Here is a 12,447-nt window from a genome sequence, read left to right on the forward strand (position 1 = left end):
TCATACTATATATGATTTAAATTTGTTGTAGTATTTAAATATAGTTCATAAAGTAAAGATACCAATTAATTATGTTGGTACTTTAAACTGGTTACTATATTAAGAGGCTACTATAAATAGGACTAGTTAACTCTGAGCTAGTAATTGACAGTCTGCTTTTGAGAAGGGAGTTTGAAACTATAATTCCTCCTCTTCTTCGTGCAGTTCCGGCCGGAAATGGGTGAGCGTATTCTGCAGCGAACTATAGATTGTTTGCTTAACGTGCTCCCATCTTTCCCTGTCACCAGTATAGTATTTTTGGTTTACTTCCAGTTCAACACCAATGTATTGTTCATCCGTAAATTTGCGGCGCAGATATGTTGGGAAGCCGTCTGCAATGCCGAGATAAGGGTAGTTAAACCGCACGAGCAGCTCTTTATCATCATTCTGGAATTCCTGTTTCCAACGGCGGCAGATCGTTTGTTCGAGTTTACGCTTCGGGTCATATAGTAAACCGATGTCTGTTTCTCTTGTCTCGCCATTCAGATTAGGCGTAAAACTATGCACAGATATATGCAAAACCTGCCTTCCGGCCATTATAAAATCATGGATAAAATGCTCTACCTGCTCCCGGTAAGGAAAATAATGCTCTTTTAGTATGATAGATTTATCATTATCGTGCAGCTGCCGGGTAACATCCGAAAACAGCTTGGCATGGTGCAACGACCGGTTTAACTCAACCAGCAGACGTGTGGTTTCAGAATGAAAAGTTTTATCCGCCAGGGGTTCCAGTTCACGGAACAGCTCCAGTGCACCAATATCATAACCCTCATGCGAGGACAGCTGTGATTCTTTGCCTTCAAAAAATGAAGAATAGACTGCTGGTACCTGGTTACCGCCATGTTCGCAGGTAAGCAATAGTTTTAGCATGGTTTTTCAGGTAAAAACACACCTCCCTTTTGCAGGCATTGTGCCAATTGGGTGTATACTTTTTCTATAGTTTTTGTATCTGGGTTTAACTTAGTTGCATCTAAAATTCGCTTAGCCAGGTTTCCTCTCGATAAGATAACATTAAGGGCGTGCTGTACTTCTGGCTGTTCCTCCAACACGATGCATTCCTTTGCCAGGTGGCGCCATAATTCGCCTGCCGTGCAATTCCCTTTACACTCAAATCCGAAGCAGCTCAGAAATTCCTGATCAGTAAGGATCGTTTCCTGGCCGTTAGAGATAACCTGCACCAGAATCCGGGAAAGCCTGTTCTCATCAAACGCCATCAACTCCTGCAGCTTTACCCAACGCTCCCCGATCAATGCCTGTATCACCGACACCGTTGCCTGAACTATAGCCAGGTCAGCTACCGGGCTTTCCTGAATGTCCAGCAATCGTATCTCGATGGTATTGCGTTCGAAACGGGCTATCGCACCTCGCGAATTCAGGAATTCTTCCTGCAAGGTTCCTTCCGGATCATAAGGTGCTACATCGGCATACATTTTATTCAGGATCTGCTCTTCGTAATCCTTTTTGCTGAACACTGCCTCCGGAACAACCTTGCCTGTTATACTAGGAATTTTGCCTTGGTTGTGACGGTAAACTTCCAGGCGGGAATCAAACATGCCGGTAACTTTACCATCCATAATAGGCGAAGATGCGCTTAACGCAGGAAGTATCGGCAACACAAAACGAATGGCAGCGTGAAGCTTTGCAAATTCCTCGTCATTGGCAAACGGCAGGTTTAAATGCGTGCTTTGCAGGTTCGCCCAGCCATGACCTTTGCAGTTAAAAATGCGATTATATGCTTCATACACAGCATTGTGCTCATGCGGCCATAGTTGTGTATCGGTATCCGGGTTCATTGTTGGGTGTGCTCCTGTTGGCAGCAGCATGGCATCGTACTTTTCCAGCATCTGGTTTATTTTCTGCACATGCTCCTGAAACTTGCAGTGCAATCCTTCCAGTGATTTTACAGGCCCCTGCGTTTTGAGCTCTACCACATGCAGCACCAGTTCGTTAGACCAGGCAATCTCTCCTAATTCCACATCAGAAATATAGGCTCCAACTTCATCATAAATGAGCTTATCCGTGATGGGCAACACAAGTAAGTCCTTTTTGCTTACGATCATGTATTCCAGTTCCACACCAAACCCTTCGAAAAGGCCCAGCGTGCGTTTAGGTTGTGGGCTAGCCATCGGTTCTGATGTTTTTATGGTTGTCAATACGTCGCTTAATGGATTTGATGATAGCAGCATATAGTTCTTTTTTTAGGATCTTATCTTCACAACCCGAATCAATGCTAGGGTTATCATTTACTTCTATTACGTAAGCTTTTCCGTCTATTTCTTTAATATCCACGCCATACAACCCATCGCCAATCAGGTTGGCAGCCTTAAGCGCGGTATGCAACACATGAAACGGCACATCCTCAAACGGTACTACCTCATCGTCTCCTTCTTCGTCCTGTTTCTTTTTACCATTCCAGTTATAGATCTGCCAGTGGTCTTTAGCCATAAAATACTTGCAGGCATACAGTGGCTGTTTATCCAGCACACCAATGCGCCAGTCAAAATCAGTAGGCGTAAACTCCTGACCGATGATCAGCTCTGAATCGGCAAGCATCTCATCCAGTTGCTTTTCCAGTCCCTTCCGGTCTTTTGCCTTTACCACACCCTGCGAGAAAGAACTGTCCGGCTTTTTGAGTACGCACGGTAAACCCAACTCTGCTTCTACCTGTTCCCGGTTATCTTTATGAATGATCATCGTTTTAGGCACAGGTACTTTCGCTTTTGTAAGCAATTCTGCCAGGTAAACTTTGTTGGTACACCTGAGTATGGATGTCGGATCATCTATCACTACTAACCCATCAGCAAATGCCTTACGCGAAAACTTGTAGGTGTGATGATTTACAGACGTGGTTTCCCGGATAAACAGTGCATCAAACTCAGCCAGCCTGCGGTAATCATCTTTGGTAATGAGCTCGGTATAAAAACCCTGCTGTTCTGCTGCCTCTACGAAATTCTGGATCGCGCGTTCGTTTGATGGCGGTGCTTTTTCTTCCGGGTCTACCAGAATAGCTAAATCGTAGACTTTACGGGAAATGCGCGCACCTGCAAAACGGTGTCGTGCAAAGTAGGCTTTCGCAAACTTTGTCATATACCGTTTATGGTTATCCGGTACATCGGTTACCGGAATAGGTGATATACTTTGCAGCACCCACTCATCTTTAAATACAAACTGGGCACGTAACAGCGGCGCCTGAAACAGGTCGTGCAATTGCTTGCAGAGCTTTTCATATTTCTCTGCTACGTTCTGTCCGAAATAGATGCTCAGTGTGAAGGTTTTAGACTTTAACCTGCCCAGGCTTTTCTGTACCAAATCGTTTATTTCCATGGTAATGGCCCGCGCTATAGTTGGCGTTTTCAGATCCTGCATGGTGGTAACGCTGGGTATTGGTTTGTGCCCGCGTGCTTCGGCCAGCAACGACACATAATAACCGGCACTCTGGTATTTATAGGATCGGCAAAGGTTAAAGATCCTGGCATTTTTTATATCTGTATAAGTAGCATCTGTCAGGTACGTCTGGGCATCCACAACTTCTACATCTTCTATCTTCGTTTCCCAGTCTTTTGGGTAATCGACAACTACTATTTTTCGCATGTTTAGGGTAATTCAGTTAAGGGTACTTTGGGCTCTATGGCCAGCAGGTTGGCATCGAAAGTTGACATGCCCAGCAAAATAGAGCTGAGCAGATGCGAAAGCCCCACCTCGTAATAGTTATTCTTAAAATAGGGGTTCTCAGGGTATGGATCAGCCACAACTACATGTTGCAGGTCATCGGTAAAGCCACAAAGCACTACAAAATGCCCCATCGGGTAACCCTGCACATCATCATACACTGAGTTACCGGCTTCGTCGGCAAACTCGCGCGCACTGCGGTATAAATAGGTGGCGCTTAGCCCTGTAAGAATTGGTATACCATTATCGAAGAAGGTGCTCAACAAGGTAACCGTAAGGTCTTCGCACCGCAGTTTGCCACCCAGCTTCAGAAATTCTATGTAAGCTCTTGACGCTCTTCTGAGTTTTTTACCTGTTTTTATTTCCAGTTGCTGCTCCAGTTTGGCTATGATCTCCTCGTTCGAAAGATCGAACCAGGTCGGGTCGAATACATTCAGATTATAGGTAAAAATGGTAGCATTATAGCCCCGCTGCAGTGCATGACAGGCCAGCATCACTTCCAGTGTACCACCTTCTTCCAGGTAAGGCACTGTTCTTATTACTTCGCTAAGCGGAATAGGATCTTTAAAGTACTTGTAAACCGCATGCAGGCTTGTGGGACCACAGGTAGAATCATCTGGTTGCGTATGTATCTTTATTGGAATCACTCGGTTTCTGGCTGTATTTAACAAGTAACAGTGTGAACCTTATACGCTGAAGCAACTATAAGTTTTAGTAAATTAATGTGATTAAATAGGACACTTAATTTCAGTGATTTAAAGCTAACTTTAAACAAAAAGAGACGCAATATCTGCGTCTCTTCTACAAGCTATAGTTAGTTTAACCTTATCCGAAAAGTAAAGCTTCAATCGCTTCATCCACTCTTTTAAAATCGAAGCCCTGTAATACCTGCTGCAACTGCACTGCAATCTGTTCAGTGCAAAGATTTCCAATGCTACCTTCGTGGGTATGGTTTACTTGGTTTGGAGCTTCGAATGTACCGGCGGCTATAGTTGCTCCAACGTTTTTATACGCATCCCGGAACGGCACACCTTGCAGTACTTCGTTATTCACTACTTCCACACTGAAGGCATATTTGTACTTTTCATCCTGCATGATGTTGTCTTTCACGATAAGCTTAGGCAGCATATAGTTCGCCATCTGCAGGCTATCCAATAATGTATTAAAGGCAGGGAAAAGGCTCTCTTTCAATAGCTGCATATCGCGGTGATAGCCGGATGGCAGGTTGGTGGTTTGTAGTGCTATTTCGTTTGGCAGTCCTTGTAGTTTGTTGCACTTGCCACGGATCAACTCAAATACATCCGGGTTCTTTTTGTGCGGCATGATGCTGGAGCCGGTTGTCAGCTCATCTGGTAAACTTACGAAGGCAAAGTTCTGGCTCATGTAAAGGCAAAGATCCATCGCCATACGGCCAATTGTAGCGGCTATGGTTGAGAGTGCTGTTGCTACAACACGCTCCGTTTTGCCACGGCCCATTTGTGCATACACCACATTATAGTTCAGGCTTTCAAAGCCGAGCAGATCAGTGGTTAACTGACGGTTCAGCGGGAACGACGAACCATAACCTGCCGCTGAGCCTAACGGGTTTTTATTGCTGATCTTGTAAGCAGCTTGTACTACCAGCAGGTCATCGATCAAACTCTCGGCATAAGCGCCAAACCACAACCCAAACGAAGACGGCATAGCTACCTGCAGATGCGTGTATCCTGGTAACAATTTGTCTTTGTGCTGTTCGCTTAGCTGTTGCAACGTATGAAATAGCGTTTCGGTAGCTTCTACTACCTGGCGCAGTTGGTGGCGCATGTATAGTTTCAGGTCAACCAGCACCTGGTCGTTACGCGAGCGGCCGCTGTGTATCTTTTTGCCGGCTTCACTAATGCGTTTGGTCAGCAACAGTTCTACCTGCGAGTGCACATCTTCCACGCCATTTTCAATCTTGAAATTGCCCTGCGCTACTTCTTTGTATAGTTGCTTCAGTTCGCGTTGCACAGCATCAAAATCTTCCTGCCCCAGCAGACCAACCTGCGCCAACATACGTGTGTGTGCCAGCGAACCAAGTATATCGAACGGTGCCAGTTCCAGGTCCATTTCGCGGTCGTTGCCTACCGTAAAACGTTCTATTTCTGCCTGTACCTGTATGTCTTTCTGCCAGAGTTTCATCTGATTGATGGTTAAATTGTTGGATTGTTAAATTGTTGATCTGGTAAACTATAGATTTGGAATTTTGGAGATGAGCTTCCGGTTTCGCCATTCACCCATTTTTAATTTCTAATTCATAATTAAAGAAAGCATTTTGATGTAGAGTTCAATGCCTTCTTCCAGTTCCTGTAGTTCGATGTATTCGTCGGCGGTGTGTGAGCGGGCTGAGTCGCCGGGACCTAATTTTACAGATGGAACACGAAGCAACGCCTGATCGGAAGTAGTTGGTGAACCATAGGTATTGCGACCGAGTTGTATGCCTGCCTGAACTATAGGATGCGTAAGCGGAATACCGGAAGGCTGCAGACGAACAGAGCGTGGCGTTACAGTTGCTTTTACATGTTCTCTTATAGTAGCAAGAACTTCTTCCAAACTATAGGCATCTGTCACACGCACATCTACAGTAAACTTACAGGTATCCGGCACCACATTATGTTGCGAACCTGCCTGCACTACCGTTACGCTCATCTTTATAGGGCCGAGCGTATCGGATACTTTCTCAAACTTATAGTTGCGGAACCACTCAATATCGGGCAGTGCTTCGTAAATGGCATTTACTCCTTCTTCACGGGCGGCGTGTCCGGCTTTGCCGTGGACTACACAATCCAGCACCAGCAGACCTTTTTCGGCTACGGCCAGGTGCATTTGGGTAGGTTCTCCAACTATAGCAAAGTCAATTTCTCCCAACTCAGGTAAGATAGCTTCCAGCCCGTTTATACCAGAAATTTCTTCTTCGGCGGTGGCAGCAAGTACGAAGTTATAGTTCAGGTTCTGCATCGGATAAAAGTACAGAAACGATGCGATCAGCGACACCAGGCAACCGCCAGCATCGCTGCTGCCCAGCCCGAATAGTTTACCATCCTTTATAGTTGGCGTGAACGGATCAAAGGTATAGCCGGCGTTTGGTTTTACCGTATCGTGATGCGAATTCAGCAGTATAGTGGGCAGCTCCGGGTTATAGTTTTGGTTAAATGCCCATACGTTATTCCCCTGTCGCTTTGCTTTTACACCATGCCGTTCCAGGAAACTATAAATAGCATCAGCGGTCTTATCTTCTTCGCGACTAAACGATGGAATACTGATCAGTTGCTGCAACAGGTCCAGCGCTTCCGTGTAAAGTTGGTCTGTTGTCATGTTATGCTTCCAGGGCTATAGTTGTTCCGGCCGGTTTTCCTTCTGCCATCGCCAGCACATCCTCCGATTGGCCAATTTTCACGATGCTCACCCCACTTCGTAAAGTAGCAAAGGCGTTATCCAGCTTCGGCAACATGCCTGCGTAAACCTGCCCTGCTTCCTTCATTAAACTATAGCTTTCTGATGTCAGTTTCGCAACTACAGAATCTTCGTCAGCAGCATCGCGCAACACACCTTTTTTCTCGAAACAATACAGTAACTGTACCTTGTATTTCTCCGCTAAAGCCACGGCTAAAACCGATGCTACTGTATCGGCATTCGTGTTCAGCAAAGAGCCGTTTCCGTCGTGGGTCAGCGGAGCCACAACAGGTGTGAACCCAGCCTGCAGCATGGCATCCAGCGCGGCAACATTTATACTATCAGGGCCAGAGACATCACCTACAAAACCATAGTCTACCGTTTTAACAGGGCGTTTCTTTGCTTTAATGATGTTTGCATCTGCGCCGGTAAGACCGATAGCGTTGCTGCCCAGTGCCTGTAGTTGTGCTACAATATTTTTGTTCACCAGACCGCCGTACACCATCGTTACTACTTCCAATGTTTCAGCATCGGTAATGCGACGACCGTCCACCAGTTTAGGTTCGATGCCTAGTCGCTGGCCAATGGCAGACGCTATTTTGCCTCCGCCATGTACCAACAACTTAGGACCAGTTACTGCAGCCCAATCAACCAAAAAGCGGTGCAGCAACCGGGGATCATCTATTACATTTCCACCGATCTTAACTATAGTCAGCATGAGTTTTTGAATTTCTTGACCTTGTGACAAAAGACAAAGGACTTTTCTGAATGTTATAAAGAGTCTTTTGTCCTTTGTCAAAAAGTCTTTTGTCAAATTAAAGAGCTTCCAGCATGCGCTTCAGCACTGCCTGAGCAGCGAAGGTGCGGTTGTTGGCCTGCTCCAGTACCAGCGAATTAGGTCCATCCAGAATTTCATCGGACAGTTCTACGTTGCGGCGAACCGGGAGGCAGTGCATTACTTTGGCGTTGTTGGTCAGTGCCAGTTTTTCGTTGGTCATCATCCAGCCTTCGCCATCTGTCAGTACCTTGCCATATTGTTCGTAGCTCGACCAGTTCTTTACATATACAAAGTCAGCATCGAGTAACGCTTCGTCCTGGTTGTGCAGAACGGTTGCTCCTTTGGTAAACTCATCTGCCAGGTCGTAGCCTTCCGGGTTTGTGATCACCAGCTCTACATCAGCTTGCTGCATCCATTCGGCAAACGAGTTGGCAACACATTGCGGAATTGCCTTTACGTGCGGAGCCCAGGTTAACACAACTTTCGGCTTTTTACCAGCAGGCTTTTGCTCAGTTATAGTTACCAGGTCGGCCAGGCTTTGCAGCGGGTGGCGCGTAGCCGATTCCAGGCTCACAACCGGAACGTTTGCGTAGCTGATAAACTTGTTCAGCAGGTCTTCGCTATAGTCTTCCTCTCTGTTCTGAAGTTTTGGGAATGAGCGGATACCAATAATGTCGCAGTACTGTCCCATCACAGCAGCAGCTTCTTTTATGTGCTCTACGGTAGTGCCGTTCATGATGGCGCCATCCTGCGTCTCGAGTGCCCAGCCTTCTTTGTCCAGGTTCATTACCATCACATTCATGCCCAGGTTATTTCCGGCTATCTGAGTGCTCAGGCGGGTACGCAGGCTCGGGTTCAGAAATACAAGACCAAGGGTTTTGTTCTCGCCCAGCGTTTTATAGTTGTATGGATTTTCTTTCAGGTGCAGCGCTTCCTTTACCAGCTCATTAACATCAGCCACGTCGTGCACAGAAGTGTATTTCTTCATTCTTAATTTTCCTGTAGTGTATAAACAATTGATTCAAAAGCCGTCACAAAGGCATCCACTTCACGGAAACCAATCGTCAGCGGCGGCAACAGGCGTAAGGTATTTTTGTCGGAAGACGAACCGGTGAAAATGCGGTGTTTTTCAAGCAATTCTTTTCTTATTGGCGCGCAGGATTCCTCCAGCTCTACTCCTATCATTAGTCCCAGGCCCCGAACTTCACGCACACCCGGTAAGGATTGCAGTTCTTCAATCAGGCGCTTGCCCAGGCGGGCTGCATTATCAATCAATTGTTCCTGTTGCATCACTTCCAGCACGGCAATACCGGCCGCACAAGCCAGGTAATTACCACCAAAAGTAGTACCCAGCATGCCATGCTTCGCTTCAATGTTCGGACTGATCAGCACACCACCTATCGGGAAACCATTGCCCATTCCTTTTGCCACCGTGATCAAATCTGGCTTTACATCGGTATGCTGATGCGCAAAGAATTTCCCTGAACGTCCATAACCTGACTGTACTTCATCCAGAATCAGCAATGCTCCTGCTTTCTTACAGCCTGCTTCCACCGCTTTCAGGAAAGTTGGCTCCGGCATGTGCACACCGCCCACACCCTGTATGCCTTCTACAATCACAGCGGCCAGTTCATTGCCATGCTCCTGTAGGGCTTGCGCAAATGCATTCAGATCGTTCAGAGGCAGAAAAACGACGTTATCCGTTTCGTTTACCGGAGCTATAATAGATGGATTATCAGTAGCAGCTACGGCAGCAGACGTGCGGCCATGGAAAGCCCCTTTAAAAGCGATGATCTTTTTGCGGCCTGTATGGAAAGAAGCAAGCTTGATGGCGTTCTCGTTGGCTTCGGCGCCGGAGTTGCACAGGAATAAACTATAGTCCGGGTAGCCACTCAATTCTCCGAGTTTTGCAGCCAGTTCTTCCTGCATCGGCATCTGCACCGAATTAGAGTAAAAACCGATATCGTATAGTTGGCGGGCGATGCGCTTTACATAGTGCGGGTGGCTGTGGCCGATGGAGATGACGGCGTGACCGCCATACAGGTCCAGGTAGCGGGTACCTTTGTCGTCCCAGATGTAGCAGCCCTGGCCGCGTACGGGATTGATATCAAAGACAGGATAAACATCAAAGAGATTCATGCTTTATTCGTTAGGAATTAGATGTAAGAAGTAAGACAGTAAAGGAAATACTCGACGTACATGTTGTTAATTGTTGATGGTTGTATTGTTAATTGTTGTATTCTGCTCTTATCATTTCGGGTGTAGCGAAGAATCTATTTGGAATTTGAGATAGATCTCTCCTAACGTTGAGATAACATTTCTTAAAACTATAGTTTAAAACCCTGCAGGTTTTAACTTTAATCCAGCTGTTTCTTCCAAACCGAAAAGCAGGTTCATATTCTGTACCGCCTGGCCCGATGCACCTTTCAGTAGGTTATCGATCATGCTGGTGATCACGAGCATCTCGCCCTGTTTTTCTAAGTATAAAATACACTTGTTCGTATTCACTACCTGCTTCAGGTCTGGCGTAACATCACTTATCCAAACAAAGGGATGTGTACTATAATAATTGCTGTATAGTTCCTGCGCCTCATCTATAGTCAGGCTGCAAGGCAAATAACTGGTGCAAAGAATACCACGCGTAAATGGTCCGCGGTAAGGCACAAAATGAATAGCAGGCAAATCCTGGTTTGGTTGAAGTTCGTGCAGCGTGCGACGGATCTCGTTCAAGTGCTGATGGTTTAGCACTTTATAGTTGGAGATGTTGCCGCTGCGCCAGCTATAGTGTGAGGACGGGCTCAGGCTTTGACCTGCACCGGTGCTGCCTGTAATACCACTTACATGCACTTCATCCGAAATCAAACCTTTGGAAGCCAATGGAAGCAATGCTAACTGAATAGCAGTAGCAAAGCAACCCGGGTTAGCGATGTGCTGTGCCTGCTGTATTGTTTCGCGCTGCAGCTCTGGCAAACCATAAGTAAATGTTCCGCCAGTTGCATCTATAGTTTGGGTTTCCCCAGCTTCCCCGTTCCAGCGGAAATCCTGGCTCAGGTCGATGATCTTTATAGTTGAAGGGATATCATTCTCCGCTAAAAACTTCTTCGCTTCACCATGGCCCACACATAAGAACAAAACATCCACTTCCTGCGCAAACGAGTCGCTGAAGGATAGTTCGGTTTCGCCTAACAGATCGGTGTGAACAGCACTTACAGGTTTACCAGCCTGGCTTTTGCTGTGCGTGAAAACCAACTCCGCATTTGGGTGGTTCAGCAAAAGGCGCAGTAGTTCGCCGCCTGTGTAGCCAGCTCCGCCAATGATACCGGCCTTTACTTTTCCGTTGACCATGCTGCTAAAGTGTTATTCACGTTGTGATATAGTTTGGTCTGGTTACCGAAAATCTTGGTAAATCCTTTTACGTCATCAGCAGTCCAGGCGCGGTTCATTTCGCCGTAGCTTCCAAACTTGTCGCTCATCAAATCGTGCTCGCTCTCAATACCTTCTACCTGGAAACGATATGGCGCCAATAGCACATGTACTTTACCGGTTACGGTTTGCTGCGTGCTTTCCAGGAAAGCTTCAATGTCGCGCATAGTTGGGTCCAGCAGCTGGCCTTCGTGTAGCCAGTTACCATACCAGGTTGCCAGTTGGTCTTTCCAGTATAGTTGCCATTTGGTAAGCGTGTGCTTCTCCAGAGTGTGGTGCGCTTTGATAATCACCATGGGTGCAGCAGCTTCAAAACCAACTCGGCCTTTGATACCAATGATTGTATCGCCCACGTGTATGTCGCGGCCAATGGCAAACGGACCAGCTATTTCTTGTAAGCGCTGAATTACCTGTACCGGGCTTTCAAAAACTTCATCATTCAACCCAACCGGTTCGCCGTTTTTGAAAACTATAGTTACGCGCTCAGCCTCCTGTTTGCTAAGCTGCGTCGGGTAAGCGGATTCCGGGAGTGGCAGGTGCGATGTCAATGTTTCCTTGCCACCAACCGATGTGCCCCAGATACCTTTGTTAATAGAGTATTGCGCTTTGGTAAAGTCCATCTCCACGCCATGGTTGCGCAGGTATTCGATCTCCTCTTCGCGCGACAGTTTCATGTCACGGATCGGTGTGATAATCTCAACATCCGGGATGATCGCCTGGAAAACCATGTCGAAACGAACCTGGTCGTTACCGGCGCCGGTGCTGCCGTGAGCCACGAAATCTGCTCCAATGCTTTTAGCAAAATTGGCGATACTTAACGCCTGCGTTACACGCTCTGCACTCACGCTTAGCGGATACGTATTGTTCTTCAGCACATTGCCAAAGATCATATACTTGATGCAGCTCTTATAGTAGCTTTCTTTTTCATCCAGGTGCGTGAATTGCTTCACACCAAGTGCATAGGCACGACGTTCAATCTCCTGAATTTCTTCTGCAGAAAAACCACCGGTATCTACCAAGGCAGCATACACTTCCAACCCTAATTCCTGCGACAGGTAAATAGCGCAGTACGATGTATCTAAACCGCCGCTGAAGGCTAACAAAACTTTCTTCATAACTATAGCTTA

At 46.6% G+C, this 12,447-nt stretch carries 11 protein-coding genes; all 11 read right to left on the reverse strand.

The annotated features are described in order from the left end of the window. Positions 1-177: 177 nt before the first annotated feature. Positions 178-909, reverse strand: a complete 732-nt coding sequence (locus KYK27_RS06680; protein ID WP_199109277.1) for an N-formylglutamate amidohydrolase — start codon at positions 907-909, stop codon at positions 178-180. Continuing rightward, positions 903-2,165 (reverse strand): glutamate-cysteine ligase family protein, encoded by a 1,263-nt coding sequence (locus tag KYK27_RS06685; RefSeq protein WP_199109278.1) that lies wholly within the window; start codon positions 2,163-2,165, stop codon positions 903-905. Before KYK27_RS06685 ends, KYK27_RS06680 begins: the two co-directional genes overlap by 7 nt. After that, a complete protein-coding gene (locus KYK27_RS06690; protein WP_199109279.1) occupies positions 2,158-3,630 on the reverse strand; it encodes a RimK family protein in 1,473 nt (490 codons plus the stop codon). Before KYK27_RS06690 ends, KYK27_RS06685 begins: the two co-directional genes overlap by 8 nt. 2 nt (positions 3,631-3,632) lie before the next feature. Next, positions 3,633-4,355, reverse strand: coding sequence for a peptidase-C39 like family protein (locus KYK27_RS06695; RefSeq protein ID WP_199109280.1), 723 nt, complete (start codon positions 4,353-4,355; stop codon positions 3,633-3,635). A 178-nt stretch (positions 4,356-4,533) separates the two neighbouring features. Continuing rightward, positions 4,534-5,868, reverse strand: coding sequence for an argininosuccinate lyase (argH, locus tag KYK27_RS06700; protein WP_199109281.1), 1,335 nt, complete (start codon positions 5,866-5,868; stop codon positions 4,534-4,536). A gap of 108 nt (positions 5,869-5,976) precedes the next feature. Beyond that, positions 5,977-7,041 (reverse strand): M20 family metallo-hydrolase, encoded by a 1,065-nt coding sequence (locus KYK27_RS06705; protein ID WP_199109282.1) that lies wholly within the window; start codon positions 7,039-7,041, stop codon positions 5,977-5,979. 1 nt (position 7,042) lies between these two features. Beyond that, a complete protein-coding gene (gene argB, locus KYK27_RS06710) occupies positions 7,043-7,837 on the reverse strand; it encodes an acetylglutamate kinase (protein ID WP_199109283.1) in 795 nt (264 codons plus the stop codon). A gap of 97 nt (positions 7,838-7,934) precedes the next feature. Continuing rightward, the gene (locus KYK27_RS06715; protein WP_199109284.1) at positions 7,935-8,885 is read right to left on the reverse strand and encodes an acetylornithine carbamoyltransferase; all 951 of its coding nucleotides are present in this window, start codon (positions 8,883-8,885) and stop codon (positions 7,935-7,937) included. A gap of 2 nt (positions 8,886-8,887) precedes the next feature. Continuing rightward, complete coding sequence (locus tag KYK27_RS06720) at positions 8,888-10,036, reverse strand: aspartate aminotransferase family protein (protein WP_199109285.1); 1,149 nt, start codon at positions 10,034-10,036, stop codon at positions 8,888-8,890. 195 nt (positions 10,037-10,231) lie between these two features. Next, positions 10,232-11,242: an N-acetyl-gamma-glutamyl-phosphate reductase gene (gene argC, locus KYK27_RS06725; protein ID WP_199109286.1), complete on the reverse strand. Its 1,011-nt coding sequence runs from the start codon at positions 11,240-11,242 to the stop codon at positions 10,232-10,234. Continuing rightward, on the reverse strand, positions 11,224-12,435 hold the full coding sequence (argG, locus tag KYK27_RS06730; RefSeq protein ID WP_199109287.1) for an argininosuccinate synthase: 1,212 nt from the start codon (positions 12,433-12,435) through the stop codon (positions 11,224-11,226). The genes argC and argG overlap by 19 nt, the downstream gene beginning before the upstream one ends. Positions 12,436-12,447: the final 12 nt, after the last annotated feature.

Source organism: Pontibacter populi, assembly GCF_019336435.1.
Lineage (GTDB): Bacteria > Bacteroidota > Bacteroidia > Cytophagales > Hymenobacteraceae > Pontibacter > Pontibacter humidus.